Annotated in this window: 16 protein-coding genes, 1 pseudogene and 1 other annotated feature; of the genes and pseudogenes, 2 read left to right on the forward strand and 15 right to left on the reverse strand. The window is 46.3% G+C overall.

The window, feature by feature from the left end; genetic code table 11:
• Positions 1-28 precede the first annotated feature (28 nt).
• The 9 genes and pseudogenes from GCA01S_RS00875 to GCA01S_RS00910 all read right to left on the reverse strand — a co-directional run.
• Positions 29-985: a hypothetical protein gene (locus GCA01S_RS00875; protein ID WP_042406484.1), complete on the reverse strand. Its 957-nt coding sequence runs from the start codon at positions 983-985 to the stop codon at positions 29-31.
• A 113-nt stretch (positions 986-1098) separates the two neighbouring features.
• On the reverse strand, positions 1099-1560 hold the full coding sequence (locus GCA01S_RS00880) for a type II secretion system protein (RefSeq protein WP_042406485.1): 462 nt from the start codon (positions 1558-1560) through the stop codon (positions 1099-1101).
• 19 nt (positions 1561-1579) lie between these two features.
• On the reverse strand, positions 1580-2176 hold the full coding sequence (locus GCA01S_RS00885; RefSeq protein ID WP_223845227.1) for a pilus assembly protein PilO: 597 nt from the start codon (positions 2174-2176) through the stop codon (positions 1580-1582).
• Positions 2116-2331, reverse strand: a complete 216-nt coding sequence (locus GCA01S_RS20760) for a hypothetical protein (protein ID WP_255212250.1) — start codon at positions 2329-2331, stop codon at positions 2116-2118. The genes GCA01S_RS00885 and GCA01S_RS20760 overlap by 61 nt, the downstream gene beginning before the upstream one ends.
• Complete coding sequence (locus GCA01S_RS00890; RefSeq protein WP_017435511.1) at positions 2331-2921, reverse strand: hypothetical protein; 591 nt, start codon at positions 2919-2921, stop codon at positions 2331-2333. Before GCA01S_RS00890 ends, GCA01S_RS20760 begins: the two co-directional genes overlap by 1 nt.
• Entirely contained in the window at positions 2911-3858 is a 948-nt protein-coding gene (gene pilM, locus GCA01S_RS00895) for a type IV pilus biogenesis protein PilM (RefSeq protein ID WP_375781783.1), read from the reverse strand. Before pilM ends, GCA01S_RS00890 begins: the two co-directional genes overlap by 11 nt.
• 14 nt (positions 3859-3872) lie before the next feature.
• Complete coding sequence (locus GCA01S_RS00900; RefSeq protein ID WP_174407465.1) at positions 3873-4628, reverse strand: prepilin peptidase; 756 nt, start codon at positions 4626-4628, stop codon at positions 3873-3875.
• 21 nt (positions 4629-4649) lie between these two features.
• Positions 4650-5111 (reverse strand): pilus assembly FimT family protein, encoded by a 462-nt coding sequence (locus tag GCA01S_RS00905; protein WP_042406488.1) that lies wholly within the window; start codon positions 5109-5111, stop codon positions 4650-4652.
• 97 nt (positions 5112-5208) lie between these two features.
• A pseudogene (locus GCA01S_RS00910) lies at positions 5209-6462 on the reverse strand (ATPase, T2SS/T4P/T4SS family); the annotation flags it as partial.
• 11 nt (positions 6463-6473) lie between these two features.
• Here GCA01S_RS00910 and GCA01S_RS00915 point away from each other — a divergent pair.
• Together GCA01S_RS00915 and GCA01S_RS00920 are read left to right on the forward strand one after the other, a co-directional pair.
• Positions 6474-6992 (forward strand): hypothetical protein, encoded by a 519-nt coding sequence (locus GCA01S_RS00915; protein ID WP_042406600.1) that lies wholly within the window; start codon positions 6474-6476, stop codon positions 6990-6992.
• Positions 6993-6996: 4 nt separating this feature from the next.
• Positions 6997-8601: a hypothetical protein gene (locus GCA01S_RS00920; protein WP_042406489.1), complete on the forward strand. Its 1605-nt coding sequence runs from the start codon at positions 6997-6999 to the stop codon at positions 8599-8601.
• 126 nt (positions 8602-8727) lie between these two features.
• On the opposite strand, the gene GCA01S_RS20005 is transcribed toward GCA01S_RS00920, so the two are convergent.
• The 6 genes from GCA01S_RS20005 to GCA01S_RS00945 form a co-directional block, all read right to left on the reverse strand.
• On the reverse strand, positions 8728-8961 hold the full coding sequence (locus GCA01S_RS20005; protein ID WP_042406492.1) for a hypothetical protein: 234 nt from the start codon (positions 8959-8961) through the stop codon (positions 8728-8730).
• On the reverse strand, positions 8958-9869 hold the full coding sequence (locus GCA01S_RS20010) for an Ig-like domain-containing protein (protein WP_155835548.1): 912 nt from the start codon (positions 9867-9869) through the stop codon (positions 8958-8960). Before GCA01S_RS20010 ends, GCA01S_RS20005 begins: the two co-directional genes overlap by 4 nt.
• A gap of 44 nt (positions 9870-9913) precedes the next feature.
• Complete coding sequence (locus GCA01S_RS20765; protein ID WP_245005279.1) at positions 9914-10816, reverse strand: vWA domain-containing protein; 903 nt, start codon at positions 10814-10816, stop codon at positions 9914-9916.
• Between the two features lie 175 nt (positions 10817-10991).
• Positions 10992-11369, reverse strand: a complete 378-nt coding sequence (locus GCA01S_RS20770) for a hypothetical protein (protein WP_052510005.1) — start codon at positions 11367-11369, stop codon at positions 10992-10994.
• A 73-nt stretch (positions 11370-11442) separates the two neighbouring features.
• The gene (locus GCA01S_RS00940) at positions 11443-12738 is read right to left on the reverse strand and encodes a bifunctional folylpolyglutamate synthase/dihydrofolate synthase (protein ID WP_042406494.1); all 1296 of its coding nucleotides are present in this window, start codon (positions 12736-12738) and stop codon (positions 11443-11445) included.
• A 90-nt stretch (positions 12739-12828) separates the two neighbouring features.
• Positions 12829-15471, reverse strand: a complete 2643-nt coding sequence (locus tag GCA01S_RS00945; RefSeq protein ID WP_042406496.1) for a valine--tRNA ligase — start codon at positions 15469-15471, stop codon at positions 12829-12831.
• A gap of 45 nt (positions 15472-15516) precedes the next feature.
• Positions 15517-15755 (reverse strand) — a binding site (T-box leader).
• Positions 15756-15766 lie beyond the last annotated feature (11 nt).

The following is a 15766-nucleotide window of genomic DNA, read 5'->3' on the forward strand; positions in this document are numbered from 1 at the left end:
TCGAAATAACACGAAAAAAAGAAGCTGTCTAGCTTCTCAATGGAAAAATGGACATGTATGATTGCAGTGCTTCTAGCAGCTCTTGCTGTGTTTTCCGCAGCAGCTCTTCCTGCTGATTCGTTTTGTATGCAACTAAGGCAAGATAGGCATTTTTTATCGCGGAAACATATTGTTTTACATGCTTATCATTCGGAATCGATTTAGCGGCAAACTGCTTATAATGGTTTTCTAATTCCTCCCACGCATCGCCTTTTACGTCGCCTTTCCCCAACAAAACGGCAGAAACAGCCGCCATATACATATATAACGTTTCCCCTTCCTGAATGACGGAAGTGCGTTTGCTGTTATCGGCATCGTTAAACGACAATGATTTAATATATGTGCTTTGCACCCCGTCTTCATACAGCTGACTGACTTTCCGCAACGTCTCCTTGTCCTGCCCGACGCCGATCAACAAGGCGACCGGCTGCTCCCCCACCGTCACAACAGGAATGGAAGAAGACTTCAGCCGCTTGGCATAGCCAGCTGCCGCTTTGGCATTTGAAAATACTCCTGCTTGAATGACGCTGATGGTAAATGGAGTAGAAACGTCCCTATTTTCATTAACTGGTTTGATGTCCGACTGCGTCGAAGTTTCTGTTTCTATAGGAGCAGATAGCGCTGCTTCCTCCGCAGGCAGCGAATGACTTTTTTGCTTTGGAATCATATTTAATACAATGAAACCAAAGCTTGTCCCAACAATAACCGCGATGACAGTGGAGACGAGCGCTGATTTTGCGCGGGCATTCCATCTAAGGCTCTTGTTTTGCTTCTTTTTTATCGATGGGAAGGAGGCGGTTTGCTTCGAAGCTTCTATGCTGCTCACGTTTTCTTCCATCACGACTTTCAGTGGTTCTGCTTTATCGTTTTGCTGCGGGTGATCCACCGCAAATGGGCGCTCTTTTCCGTTAATTCTCACCGTAATTTCCTGTCGCTGCTTGTCCATTGTGCCACCATCCTTCTCATTTCCCTCTTTTCCGCCTATCTTATCATAAACAAAGAAAAAAAGAACAAGACATTTGTCGTCTTGTTCGCAAATCATTTCGCCAAATTTTGTGCTTATTGGTCATGAATTTGTTCCACAGACAATGCTTCGACAGGAACTTCTGGAGATGTGTCGGAATAAGTGCAAAGTTGCTTCGTTTCTCCTTTTAAGCAAATAGAATAGTTTAGCGATCCGTCTTCACCTTTGGTGATGAGCACATAAGACGGGTTCGTTTCCCATGGCAGCACATTGCCGGTAAACGGATCTTGGAGCGGATGAAGCAGTCCTTCTTCGACAAGCTGGCGGTATGTCAACAACGCCGAAGAGCGCGCTGGCAAAAACTCCACTTTTTCCGCCCCGACATAAAGCCGCGCTGCCTCATAAAGCGCATAGGCATCCGATACAAACGCCCTCTCTTTTGATTTTTCGATCAGCTGCAGCACCGCAATCACCACGATGGGTGATACAACTCCGAAAATAACAATGACAGCCAGCAGTTCGATCAGCGTCATTCCACTATTGCCCCTCAGCAGCATATGATCACTCCGCCATCCGTTACTGCTGCGCTGGCAGTTGCTCCCCGGGAATCACTTCGGTCAGCGGGTTGTCCTTTTCACTCGGCGGGGGAACATCCAGCTGTGGCAGCATCTTTTGTAAATGTGCTAGTTTTGGATAATAAAAAGCGCTAACGGTCAGTGAATAAGTCAGCGGGTTTACTTCTGTATCGACCGATGTCAGCTCCGGATTACCGGCAAATGAAAGCGATTCGACGGAAACAATTCGGTCCAAATTTTCAAGCGTCTGTAAAAAACGTTCCAGCTGATAATAGGACGGCGATTGCACCGTTAGCTGCATGGTCACTTTTTTCAGCCCGTCCGGCAAGGCGGCCGAGAAAGATTGCTTTTTCGCTGACGCTATATTGGTTTCTGTTTTTCCCACTGTTGCGTTTGTTTCTTCTCCCCCTGCCGCAGCATTTTCACCTTCAGAAACGCTGATGCTGGTAATCATGCTGTCAGATACGACCTCTGCTTTTTCCAAATCAAGAAGAAGCTGCTCGGTCAGCGGTTTCACCGGAATTTTCTTTTGCAGCGCTACAATGCTTTCCGGCATGCCGTCCCGTTGTCTGGCAGCTTCTGCTTTAATGGCCGCCAATATTTTTTCTCGCTAATAACCGTGCTGGTTAACTGTTCGATTTGTTGAAGCCGCGGATAAAGCCAATAAAAATACAATCCTGCAAATATGGCGCCAAATACGACGAACAACAGCAGCAAAATAACAACTTGTCGTTTTGCGAAACGTACGGTCATCATTGTTTCTCCTTTTCCTCTAGCGCTTGTTTGCGAATATGAATTTCATATTGCGCAAGATAGCGGGGCACCACTTGCTTTTCCATTCCCTCTTCCGCGCTTGTGTCTGTTATATTCACTGTTGAAACGCTTTTCAGCTGTACAGCTTCGACAAATTTTGCGTCTGACAGCCGCTTTAAGTAATAGGCCGCTTGTTCGCTTGTATCAAACTGTATGGAAACGGTGACCGTCTCATTTCCCGTATAGGAAAAATTCATCATAAATCCGCGCTCCGGCAGCAGCTTCGTCATATTGCGCAACAGCGGCACCATTTTCAGCGGGTAATTTTTCGACCATTGCACCGCTTCATGAAGCTCCTTCATTTCTTGGACCGATTGGGCACCTTTTTGCTTTTGCTGCTCGATCGCCTGCATGGCTCTAATCTGTTTGAGTTCGCCCGTGAGCGCGTTAATTTGTTCATCCGCCCGCGCACTCAAAACGTAAAAAACAACGGCAGCCGCGATGAGAAGCGCGGCAAAGACGGCAACGCTCACCAAAACGGATGCGTTTTTCGGCTCTTTTTTCGGCAATAAGTTAATCTCAACGATCATCGTCTGTTCCCTCTTTTAGCGCAAGTCCCCATGCAAGATAATAACGCGCGTCCACCGCGCCCGCCATGGAAGCAGAAAGCTGTTCGACAGGCGCCTCGAACCGTTCTTGCAATGCTTCATAAACGTGAGGCAGCTGCGGGTGATCCCCGATAAGAAAGACGCGCGTAATTTGCTGCTTTCCTTGCTGCAGTGAAAATGAATAGAATTTCATCATCCGCTCGATTTCTTTATATATATCTTCAAACGGATCGATAAACGGCGATGCTTTATCAATTTCCATTTCCTCATACGGCTCGAGCGGAAAATGGCGCATAAAAGCGGGTTTATGTTCATAGAACGCACTCACATTCACGGAAGTTTGATCAAATTGAATGAGCAAAATATGATCATCGCGTTTCATCTGGCGAGCAATATAAAAAAGCCGGTATGCACATAGAGGAGAAACATCGGCGGCAATCGGGCGCAGCTTTACCTTTTCGAATAACCCGGTATAATGAGACACCGCCTCTTCCGGAGCGGCAAACAGCAAAATGACCGTTTCCTCCTTCTTCCTTTCTACCACAACATAATCAAATACCGGATTAGGAAACGGCACCGGAATCGTCTCTCCCAACTCCATAAATAAATAGCCGCGGATTTCATCATCTTCGAGATTAGCAGAAAGCGGAATGCGCCGAATCATCACGAAAGAATCCGGAACGATAAAACGGACGCGGCGCCCTTTTAATTTCCATTCGTCCACGCATTCTTCCAAAATCATTTCTAGCGTCTCGCTGTCGATCATTTTGCCGTCTTGAATGATTCCTTTTGGAAGAGGACGCTCGCCCCATTTCTGCACCGACAACGGGTCGCCCGGCTTTGTCTCGACATAGCGGATGACATGATCTTTAATCACTAAATTAGCAGTTTTATGCTTTCGTTTCCACAGCCTAACCATGCTCATGTTTCCCCTTATATTGAAAAGAAAATGAATCCCTTGTACCATTGAATGATATCGTAGCCGAAGAAATGCGCCGTTAATGCGCCAAGCGCAATCGCCGGCGCGAACGGCATCGGCTCGCGGCGCCGCACTTTGCCGAGCGCCATGCCGGCCAGTCCAATGATCGTCCCGTAAAAGGTAGAGAAAAAGAAAGCAAGCAGCACCGTTTTCCATCCTAACACAAATCCAAGCAGGGCAAACAGTTTAATGTCGCCTCCGCCCATGCCGCCTTTAGAGATGACAGCGATGAGAAAAAGCAGCGAAAAGCCGGCGGCCGCGCCGATCAACGCGCCCCGCCACGGAATGAACGGAATAAACAGCCTCTCGATAAAAAACAGAAAAGCAAAAGCAAGCAGCACTTTATCAGGAATGATCATATAGCGGATATCCGAGACAACGATAATCATCAACAGCGAAATGAGCGTCCAACTGACGAGCAATTCTTTGGACCATCCCATAAGCAGCGGCGAAACCGTAAAAAGAAGCGCCGTCGACAGCTCGATAAACGGATATAACGGCGATATTTTCTCCCCGCATCCCCGGCATTTCCCGCCCTGCACCATATACGACACGACCGGAATCAGCTCCCGCGCCGCAAGCGTACGCTTGCAGCGCGGGCAACGCGAACGAGGGAAGACAATCGACTCACCCGCCGGCACGCGCAGGCCGACGACATTAAAAAACGAGCCGAGAAGGAGGGAGTATAGGAAAATAAATACTTGTATCATTTCAAATCAAGCCATTATATATTATGATGGATTATCACGTACTTCAGAACGTTTTAAGTCATCTTCAGCGATAGGTCCCCCTGACTTAGTCTGAACTCCTCGTTCTGCATTAATGAGTTTTACACTGTATGATAATTTGTTGTTCTCATTAGCTATCCTCACATATGAATTATTTTCATCATAACCATTCTGAGTTTTACCCGGATCTTTCACCGTTTCTAAATATCCATCATCCTCTAGCTGTTTTAATGTAATTTTTTTAGTGCTTTTATCTGCCGGAATCAAATCTTTATCCGACGTTACCACGATTTTCGCTGCGTTAATCATTTGCTGCACGTTTGCTACATACACGTCTTTTTTCGAGTTGTCAATCATTCCCCCAATCGCCGGAATCGCAATCGCCGCGATAATACCTAAAATGACGATGACGGCGAGCAATTCGATTAATGTAAGCCCTCGTTCATTTTTCACCAATCGTTTCATCGTAACAATACCCCTCTCCCTATTTTTGTGTTTACCACACTTTTTTCCTAATAATTTTACATTATTTGTGAATATATGAGAATATATTCCTTACAACTTATTGCTGGATATGGTTAAAAACATCGTACATCGGTACGGTAATCGAGGTGACAATCGTCCCGACGAGTCCTGCCAGCAGCACGATCATGAGCGGCTCGATGAGCGATTTGAGCCGGTCGGTGCCGGCGTCGACTTCCGCTTCGTAAAAGTCGGCGACTTTGGCCAGCATTGCGTCCAGCGATCCCGTTTCTTCACCAATCGCAATCATTTGCGTCACCAGCGGCGGAGACGCCCAATGCCGCCTCATCGGCTCCGCCAGCGACTGGCCGCTCTCAAGCGCGTCGCGCGCCTGCTTCATCACTTTTGCAATCACTTCGTTTTCGACAACATTGAGCGTTGTTAGTCCTTGCTTGACTTTTAATAATCCATCATCGATTAAAAAAATCATGTGATTTTTTATGGCAAGCTCGCGCAGTTTCGAAAACGGCTCTTTATTTAAAATAACACGGCGCATTTCTTCGGTCATGACAAGCAGCTCATGAACCGCCATCCGTCCGCGATAGCCCGTCATATTGCACGTAGGGCAGCCGCGCCCGCGAATGAGCTTCTCAATTTTCATGCCGTGGCGGGCAAAAATTTCGATCTTCCGCTTCGTTGGTTCCCGTTCTTCCCGGCAATCGCGGCAGACGCGGCGGACGAGCCGCTGGGAAACGACTCCCGCTAATGACGTCGCCACTAAAAACGGCTCAATTCCCATATCGATTAGGCGCGTGATCGTGCTTAACGCGTCATTCGTATGAAGGGTACTTAACACCAAATGGCCGGTCAGGGACGCGCGAATCGCTACTTCCGCCGTTTCGCGGTCACGGATCTCCCCGACCATAATAATGTTCGGGTCTTGGCGCAAAATCGAACGCAGCCCCTGGGCAAACGTCAAACCGACGTTAGGGTTGACTTGGATTTGATTAACCCCTTCTATCTCATATTCGACAGGATCTTCAATCGTAATAATATTGACTTCTTCGCTGTTTAAATGATTAAGCGCCGCATAGAGCGTCGATGATTTTCCCGATCCGGTCGGTCCGGTAATCAAGACGATTCCGGTCGGCCGCTCAATCAAGTCAATAAACCTCTGCAAGTTTAATTGATTAAAGCCAAGTTTATGAATATCATTCAACGCCGCTCCCAGATCGAGCACACGCATCACAATTTTTTCGCTGTAGATAGTCGGCAATGTAGAAACACGCAAATCGACCAGATGAAAATCGATGTCCATCTTAATCCGGCCGTCTTGCGGAATGCGATGCTCCGTAGTTGGCGGCGATGACGATCTCCTCTCTTATACTTGCTTCCAGCTATGGAGTGTTCCTCAGCGGGCTTAACGCATACAAGCGCATTAACATCGAAAATCAACTGCGCAGCGAAGCCGATTATCTCGTGGCGGCTATTATGAATAAACTGTATCAATTTTCTCCCGACGGCCTCGACATGGAGGAAACTACGGACCAGCAGCTGCAGTTTGTAACCGATCGCCAAAAAGTGATCAATCCGTCCGTCGGCATTGTCGAAGAGCAAAAAACGAATGGTGAAACGCTCACCGTTTCTTTGCAGCAGGATGCCGTACTGCTCAACGGGGAGCAGCTTCATTCCGCTCTTTTAAAAATCGTTTCTAGCCAGTCCGAACTTTCTTATCGCTGTGCGAAACAAGAAGACAATATTTGCCGAAGCGGCGTCGTTACGATCAAACTTTCTGTTCAAGACCGTGATCATGACGATCCGGACGGCCTGTTATATATAAAGCCGTTTATATTAAAGAACGAATTCGGATTTAAAAGGAAGTGAGGTTATGAATGAAAAAGGATATAGTTTAGTCGTCACCATCCTGATCATTACCATCTTTTTTTTGCTCGGTTTAACAATTTTATCTGTTTCTATTTATCAGGCGAGATTTACGGAAGTGCGCGTGCAAGACATTGAATCGCTTCATGAAGCGACAAAAGCTATCGAGGAAACGATTGCGGAAATGAAAGTAGAGATAGATGATTTGGAGTTGTCTACGCCAGAAAAATTAGATATGCAGTTAAATACATTAATTCCTACCTTGCGACAGCGCTATGGTGTGGACATTAAAGATGTGACAGGTGATTATAATATCTATCACACAAAATTATTTACTCGCGTTTATCTGATTTCGAAACCCCACGGCAGCAAAACGGTGGAAAGACGGGGGATTTTGACAAATGCGCCAAGCTTTTTGAAATACGTGATTGGATCGAAAGAAGACGTTGTTTTAAACGGCGGGGCGTATATAGACGGAAATACGTACGCCGGGAAGAACGCATATATCACCAACGTCGCCAACTACATTGACAACTCGCAAAAATATATAGAACAAACATCTTTTCCAACGGCAAGCAAAACAAGTGTGTTGTTTGTCAACGGAAATAGTTACTCGTGCGACCATCAAAACGGAGCAAACCACTGCTATACGTTTGCCAGTAACACATTCGAGCGCGGGATGGCCAATTTTTCTCCGGGCGCCCGCTTTCAGTCGCAATCTCCTTCCGTTCAAAAAGAAAAAGAAGAATTTATTGATGTAGATTTTGCATGGACAGTAAAAGATAAGCTGTTAAACGCGGCGGGAATAGAAACATTTAGCCAAGAATATGAGACTTATATTCATAAAAGCATAGACCAACTTTTCAGTGAGCTGCAAGACCAAGACCGCTTTGCTGTTTTTGACAATATTTCGTCATTACGCGCAAATATCGATTCAACTCATCAATCTATTATTCTGCAATCAGAAGATTCTCCGTTATTTTTCCTTGATCGCGGGGGGCTTGATTTGCAAGACAAATGGCTGATTGTCAACGGCGATCTTTTTTTAGGGAACAGCGTCAACATCCCAACAAAGGTGCGGGGAAATATGATTGTGCTCGGCAATTTGACAATCAGCGGCGATATAAAGTTTGATTCTACGATTTACGTCCTTGGGCGCACGTTGATTTACAACGCCAATATTGCCGGCTGGAATAATAAAGAAGTTGTCCTTATTTCTAAAGGGCCGTTAGAAATCGCACGCATTAACGAATTTGAAAACGATTTTTCGTTTGCCGAGCCGAACTTAAAAGGATACTTTTATACCGACAGCAACACCGTTCTCTACGCGGTCGGATCTTATATCAATATTCAAGGAGGATTGTTTGCGCGCGGCAACGAGCTTGAACGCGCGCCCGATTCGGACGTTTCCGGGCTTGTCATCAACGCTTATCGCGGCGCGGCGGAAAAACAAGCCGGACTCCTTTCCTTCATTCCTCCTTCATCGCCGGATCAAACAGAAGAATCCCGCTTTGTCATCCGCCATGATAAATCAGTATTTATCAACCGCGGTGAAGGATTGCCGTTTGTGAAAAAGCTGTCTCTTGCTGTTGACAAGTTAGTGGTAAAATAAAACGACGCAGGAATGTTCTTTGAGTAAAAAAGAAAGGGAGCCTAAAAGCGAATGTTCAGGCTCCCTTTTTGTTTTACCATCTATTCTTTCCGCTTTCTCCATCGTTGGACGATGCCTCTCGGACAATCACCGTGATCGAATCTTTGATTTCTTTACCATCCTCCGTTTTCGCTTTGGCAATCGCGGTAATCGTCGAATATCCGACATCTTTGGCAACGATATACCATTTGCCCTGCGCTGAAGGCGCGCTTCGACATATTCCGGAGCGGACGATTGTACAGAATCAAGGCGTTTATCTGTCGCATCACTTGGAATAAAGGTTAATTGCGATTCGATGTCAAGCTCTTCGCCTACCGTCATAATAAAACTTCCTGTTGGAAATGGATCTCTTTGAGCGGCACGAACGGGTCAATGACCGTAATGGTAGCCTTTGCCGCCGCATTGCTGCCGTCTGTTGCTTCCACCGTAATCTCTACCGTTCCCGGCTGAACCGCTGTGACTGTTCCATTCACCACCGTCGCGACGTCCGGATTGCTCGAAATCCATTGCAGCGTTTTATTCGTCGCATCGCTTGGCGCGATCGTAACCGGAATTGTTTGCATTTCGCCGATTTCCATCGTCTGTTTATAGCTTCCTAATGTTAATTGGCGAATGAGCTTAATATACGTAAGCGATACAGTCGTAATGCCGTCCCCTTTCGTTAAACCGCCTTCCGCCTTCACGTATATTGTCGTTGTTCCATCCGAAGTGATCGGAATTTCGTATGGCGAAGAAAGCGGCGTCCAATCGCTGCTTTGCTTTGAATTTTCGATTTTATATTCGTACGTAACGCCTTCCCCCACGACAAAACCGGTGATTTTTACGATCGGCGGTTCTGTGACGGTCGTGCCGCTTGCGACAGATTGGCCGCTTTCCGTCATGATTGACACGCGCGGTTTTACATATAGCGTTACCGTCTCATCGTTATTGTACGTGACGAGAAGAACGGAATCGTCGTCTTCCTTAAATTGCAGCGCCTTTACTGGAAGCATCAACAATCCGTCATCGTTTGGATGTTTCGTCATCCCAAGCAAATTGGTCGCTGAATCAAACGCTTGCCATTTTGTAATAAGGCCGCGGCTGTCCCCTTCATAATACATATCAAATGATTCATGCAAGCGGACTTTCATTGCGATCCGCTGCGAAGGAGGAGTTAAAGATGCCATCCACGCGCCGTATTTGCTGTCTTGGAACGAAACGACAGCCGGCGGCAATTGCACTTCTTCCATCGCCCACGCTTGAAGCGTTAATTCGGCGGTAATCTCTTTATTATTTAGCTCCTTATAGTCGATGACCGTATTTGGAAACGCAATCTCGGCGTATAGGCGTTTTCTTTCTTTTCATCAAGCCAAACTTGATCCGTCTCGACGATTTGCACGTTTCCGTCAAACGACGCTAGTGGAATTTTCACTGTTCCGTTTAACACCGGATCGGTCGCCAGCTTCGAAAACTGCTGGAAAATTTCCGTTAAATTTTGCGATATCCCTTGCTTTGCCTGTCCGCCTGTCATCGCAGATAACTTTTCTAAATAGCCCATGTCGACTTCTTGATGATTACCGAAGCCGATGGAATAGAGTACGATATTGTTCATGCCGAGATTCCTAGCAACATTGATTGCGTCCGTACGAATTTTCTCCTCTGTATCTTGATAATTTACATATCTTGATTGTTTAATTCCATGTTGCGAATAAGCTGTTCGCACGGCAGTTCGTCCGTCAGCTAGTAGTACATACTCAACATCTGCCATTTCTGTCCATGTAATTCCCAAAAAATCAAACGTGACTTTTTCTTTAGTTCTTAACACCGTCGGCATTCCATCAGTTAAAAAAATGATATATTTTTTTCGCGATGGATCATTAAAAAATGATTGCGTTGTTTGCAACGCCGCCGAATAGTTCGTTCCTCCGCCGGCATTAAAGCTGTTCGCCGTTCTGGCAATAAGATCTAATTGGTCTTTGACATCTTGTTTTGCAGAAAAAGGAACTACTTTATTAGCTACTACTGTATCGGAAAACGGAATCAGAGCAAAACGATCGTTCGGATTGGAGTTCGCTTTAAAATAATCAACAGCGGATTGAAACGCACATTTAGCGCTTTGCAGCTTCATCAGAGTCATTGATCCCGATACGTCAAACACAAACACAACATCAATCGGAGAGCGAACGATGTTGTCCACTCTTCCTTTTGGGGGTTAACGTTACATCCAATCTTCCTTGCGCATCCCCGTTCGGCGGCTTTGCATATTCATTTTGCGGGGATGTAAAGGCAAAGTCTAAATCTGTGCTGCTTTGGGAATTTCTTTTCACGTATTCATAAGGGAGAGATGGGAAAGAAAAATATTCCCCGTTCTCTCAATAGGCATCAACGACAATTTTGTATGTCACCGTTTCTCCTTGCGCCGCCGGCCATTTGCCGATCATATCGAGCGAAAACATATATTTTTTCTCGCCGTTTCGGTCGGCCGGCGCTTCGACCGCGTCTACGCGATAGCTTCTTACCGTTGTGTCTTCCTGTCCCTTTACGTTAATGCGGACAACAAAATGGCTGATCGTGTTTCCCTTTCCGTTCCCTTCCCCCGGGGATGTAGCCCATCCTTCAATTTTTTCATCCGTTACTAAAGTAATATTCCCTTCTTTTTTACTATCTGCCCGCACAAATTGTGCATCAATATGTAAAAAGCCTAATATAATCACAAAAATTCCGATGAATGATATTCGTTTTCGCCACAATGCCGCACCTCCCCTCCCCCTTCTAAAGTACTATTTTTCTTTTATTATACCAATGGCTTTCATGACAATGTTATTACTTTTTTAAAAACTTTCTCACTTCCGCAATAAAGTAAAGCGATCCGGTAATCAAGAAAAGAGCGTCGCTTCGTTTTTGTTTTTTCGTTTCTTTCATCCAGCCTTTCCAGTCGTCCGTCGTCGCTTTGTTCGGATGGTCGCACAGCTCAGCAAGCTGTTCGGCGGATGCAGCGCGCGGAAAATCGAACGAAGTAAACGTAATCGTTTCGGCGATTTCGGCAAGCGGCGGAATCATTTTATCAAGCGGTTTATCCGCCAACGCCGCAAATAACACGTGAATATCTTTATCGGGATAGTGCGAACGTACCGTATCAACAAGACTATGAATTCCTTCCTCATTATGGGCGCCGTCAATAATAATAAGCGGCTTATTGCTTATACGTTCGAATCGTCCGATCCATTTCGCCTTTTCCAGTCCTTCATAAATATGTTCTTTTTCAATCAAAAGCGAATAGCACATCCGCAAATACTCCGCTGCCATCACCGCCAGCGCCGCATTTTGCACTTGATGTGCTCCGAACATCGTAATTTTTAAATCCGGATATTGCGAAAACGGCGTTTCCAGCGAAAAACGCTCTCCATCAGTGATCGGCACGTGCCGAACAATAAAAAAGTCCTCCCCGAGCCGATACGTTTTTGCTTTCAGCGATGCCGCTTTTTCCGAAATCACCGTCCAAGCTTCCGGCTGCTCGGCGCCGGTAATCAACGGTACACCTGATTTAATAATGCCTGCTTTTTCAAACGCGATTTTATCTAATGTTTCTCCCAAGATATTCATATGGTCATAGCCGATGTTGGTGATAATGGAGAGAATCGGATAAATGATGTTTGTTGAATCAAGACGGCCGCCAAGTCCTGCTTCTATAAGCACAACGTCTTGAATGTTCTTTTTCCCGAAATAATAAAGCATCATCGCAGTAATCACTTCAAATTCCGTCGGCGCGCCAAGTTCCGTTTGCTCCAGTTCCTCGGCAAGCGGCTTGATCACTTGGACGAGTTTGACAATTTCTTTATCGCCAATCGGCTTGCCGTTGACGCTGATGCGTTCGTTAAATTGCTCGACATACGGCGAAGTAAACGTGCCGACAGAATAGCCTGCCGCTTGTAAAATATGGCGCAAATAGCTCACCGTTGACCCTTTGCCGTTTGTTCCCGCGATATGAATCGCCCTGATGCGGCGTTCTGGATGTCCGAGCTTTTCCATAAACCATTCCATTCGTTTTAATCCCGGTTTTATTCCTAAACGCAAACGTCCATGAATCCACTCTAGCGCTTCCTCATAGGTGCGAACCATTGGCGTGTTCCTCCTTGTATGATGATAAGAAAAAGACGAATCCAAAATCATGGACTCGTCTTCATGATAAAAGAAGCAGCATTCCCTTGTCTATTTTTTTAATTCCGCCAGACGGGCGCGAACCGCTTCGCGTTTTTCTAAATAGTCTTTTTCTTTTCTCCGCTCTTCTTCAACGACATGCGCCGGGGCTTTGGAAAGAAACCCTTCGTTGCTTAGTTTCTTTTGCACACGCTCGACTTCTTTATTAAGCTTTTCCAGTTCTTTTTCGAGCCGCTTGATTTCTTCTTCGATATTGATAAGCCCCTCAAGCGGCAAAATCAATTCCGCACCGGTAACGACCGCGGTCATCGCCTTTTCTGCCGCTGGAATGTCGGTTGCAATCACAAGCTCGCTTGGATTGCAGAACCGTTCTAAATACGCGCGGTTTCTCTCCAGCGTTGCCTGTACTTGTTCATCTTTTGCTTTAATGTGCAATTTAACCGGTTTGCTTAACGGTGTATTCACTTCAGCGCGAATGTTGCGGACCGCGCGGATAATATCAACAAGAAGACGCATTTCTTCCGCTGCTTTACGATTCGAAAGCTCAGGGCGCACTTCCGGCCATTTCGCAACTGTAATCGACTTCCCTTCATGTGGAAGGTGCTGCCAAATTTCCTCGGTAATGAACGGCATGAACGGATGAAGCAGACGCATCGTATTGTCCAATACATAGGCCAATACGGAGCGAGTTGTCTTCTTCGCTTCCTCATCGTCGCCGTAAAGCGGCAGTTTCGCCATTTCAATATACCAGTCGCACAAATCGTCCCAAATAAAGTTGTACAGCACGCGGCCGACTTCACCAAACTCGTATTTTTCAGCGAGTTTTGTCACTGTTTCGATCGTTTCGTTCAAACGAGTTAAAATCCAATGATCGGCAACGGTTTTTTCTCCGCTTAAATCAAGCTGATCGTACGTCATTCCGCCCATGTTCATCAGCGCGAAGCGAGACGCATTCCAAATTTTATTGGCAAAATTCCATGTGGCTTCGACTTTCTCGGTACTAAAGCGCAAATCTTGTCCCGGCGAGCTTCCTGTTGCCAAGAAAAAGCGGAGCGAGTCGGCGCCGTACTGGTCGATGACATCCATCGGATCCACGCCGTTGCCAAGCGATTTGCTCATTTTTCTTCCTTGCGAGTCGCGGACAAGTCCATGGATGAGTACATCTTTGAACGGCCGCTTGCCCGTAAATTCAAGACCTTGGAAAATCATGCGCGATACCCAGAAGAAAATGATGTCATATCCGGTGACAAGCACATCGGTTGGATAATAGCGTTTGTAATCTGGCGTCTCTGTATCCGGCCAGCCCATCGTTGAAAAAGGCCATAGGGCCGAGCTGAACCACGTGTCTAATACATCTGGGTCCTGCTCCCAATTTTCAATATCAGCCGGCGGTTCATGATCGACATAAATTTCTCCTGTTTCTTTATGATACCAAGCCGGAATGCGATGCCCCCACCATAATTGTCGAGAAATGCACCAGTCGCGAATATTTTCGAGCCAATGCAAATACGTTTTCTCAAATCGCTCCGGAACAAAATGTACTTTTCCTTCTGTTTTTTGCAGCTCAATCGCTGCTTCGGCAAGCGGCTTCATTTTTACAAACCATTGCGTCGACAAATACGGTTCCACCACAGCGCCGCTCCGTTCGCTATGGCCAACGGAATGCACATGCTCTTCGATTTTAAATAGCACGCCTTGTTCTTGCAAATCTTTCACGATTTGCTTGCGGCATTCAAAGCGGTCCAATCCTTGATATTGCAGGGCATTTTCATTCATCGTGCCGTCTTCGTTCATAACAAGGATGCGCGGCAAATTATGGCGGTTGCCGATTTCAAAGTCGTTCGGGTCATGCGCCGGCGTAATTTTCACCGCGCCCGAGCCGAATTCCATATCGACATATTCATCGGCGATAATCGGAATTTCCCGGCCGACAATTGGCAAAATCACCGTTTTGCCGATGAGATGTTGATAGCGCTCATCATCCGGATGAACGGCTACAGCGGTATCGCCGAGCATCGTTTCCGGACGGGTCGTTGCCACTTCGATGTATCCCGATCCATCGGCAAGCGGATAGCGCATATGATAAAGCGCGCCTTTTACTTCTTTATAAATAACTTCAATATCCGATAACGCCGTTTTTGTTACCGGATCCCAGTTAATAATGTATTCACCGCGATAAATAAGTCCTTTTCGATAAAGCGATACGAACACTTCGCGCACCGCTTTCGATAATCCTTCGTCTAATGTAAAGCGCTCGCGCGTATAATCGAGGCCAAGCCCCAATTTCGCCCATTGCTGGCGGATATGGTTCGCATATTCTTCTTTCCATTTCCACGTTTCTTCAAGAAACTTTTCCCGGCCTAAATCATAGCGGGACAGTCCTTGCTTGCGCAGTTTTTCCTCTACTTTTGCCTGTGTGGCGATGCCGGCGTGGTCCATTCCCGGAAGCCACAGCACATCATAGCCTTGCATCCGTTTCATGCGCGTAATAATGTCTTGCAGCGTCGTGTCCCATGCATGTCCTAAATGCAGCTTTCCTGTTACGTTTGGCGGCGGGATCACAATCGTAAATGGCTTTTTATCAGGATCACCTGTCGCTTCAAAAAATTTCCCGTCAAGCCACCATTGATATCGATTGGCTTCCACCGCTTTATGGTCGTATTTCGTAGACATCGTAATCTCTTTTTGCTCCATTGTGTTTTCCCTCCTTCTTAATAAATAAAAAACTCCTTTCATCCGAAAAAGGACGAAAGGAGACTCTTTCGCGGTACCACCTTTTTTCTTAAGCAAATCAAACTTGCTTAAGCGCTTCATTGCGATAACGGTCTGCGACCGGCTTCCTCTACTAGGCAAACACCGTTCAAAGAAGCAGCTCCAGGGCGACCTTCCAACGATAACTGTCCTAGGAAATCTCGCAGCTAATGATTTCCCTCTCTGAAGGCGTTATTCGTTGTACTCTTCCCTGTCTTCGCTTTTGGCTATTTTTCTG

The sequence above is a fragment of the Parageobacillus caldoxylosilyticus NBRC 107762 genome, assembly GCF_000632715.1.
Lineage (GTDB): Bacteria > Bacillota > Bacilli > Bacillales > Anoxybacillaceae > Saccharococcus > Saccharococcus caldoxylosilyticus.

What these genes read in the sequence shown, in the direction of transcription:
- GCA01S_RS00900 (WP_174407465.1), bottom strand. Translation starts at nt 4,628, where the DNA reads ATGATACAAGTATTTATTTTCCTATACTCCCTCCTTCTCGGCTCGTTT.
- GCA01S_RS00875 (WP_042406484.1), bottom strand. Translation starts at nt 985, where the DNA reads ATGGACAAGCAGCGACAGGAAATTACGGTGAGAATTAACGGAAAAGAG.
- GCA01S_RS20760 (WP_255212250.1), bottom strand. Translation starts at nt 2,331, where the DNA reads ATGACCGTACGTTTCGCAAAACGACAAGTTGTTATTTTGCTGCTGTTG.
- GCA01S_RS00915 (WP_042406600.1), top strand. Translation starts at nt 6,474, where the DNA reads ATGACGATCTCCTCTCTTATACTTGCTTCCAGCTATGGAGTGTTCCTC.
- GCA01S_RS00940 (WP_042406494.1), bottom strand. Translation starts at nt 12,738, where the DNA reads ATGGTTCGCACCTATGAGGAAGCGCTAGAGTGGATTCATGGACGTTTG.
- GCA01S_RS00945 (WP_042406496.1), bottom strand. Translation starts at nt 15,471, where the DNA reads ATGGAGCAAAAAGAGATTACGATGTCTACGAAATACGACCATAAAGCG.
- GCA01S_RS00920 (WP_042406489.1), top strand. Translation starts at nt 6,997, where the DNA reads ATGAATGAAAAAGGATATAGTTTAGTCGTCACCATCCTGATCATTACC.
- GCA01S_RS20005 (WP_042406492.1), bottom strand. Translation starts at nt 8,961, where the DNA reads ATGACGGTAGGCGAAGAGCTTGACATCGAATCGCAATTAACCTTTATT.
- GCA01S_RS20010 (WP_155835548.1), bottom strand. Translation starts at nt 9,869, where the DNA reads ATGGAAGAAGTGCAATTGCCGCCGGCTGTCGTTTCGTTCCAAGACAGC.
- GCA01S_RS00905 (WP_042406488.1), bottom strand. Translation starts at nt 5,111, where the DNA reads ATGAAACGATTGGTGAAAAATGAACGAGGGCTTACATTAATCGAATTG.
- pilM (WP_375781783.1), bottom strand. Translation starts at nt 3,858, where the DNA reads ATGGTTAGGCTGTGGAAACGAAAGCATAAAACTGCTAATTTAGTGATT.
- GCA01S_RS00880 (WP_042406485.1), bottom strand. Translation starts at nt 1,560, where the DNA reads ATGCTGCTGAGGGGCAATAGTGGAATGACGCTGATCGAACTGCTGGCT.
- GCA01S_RS00890 (WP_017435511.1), bottom strand. Translation starts at nt 2,921, where the DNA reads ATGATCGTTGAGATTAACTTATTGCCGAAAAAAGAGCCGAAAAACGCA.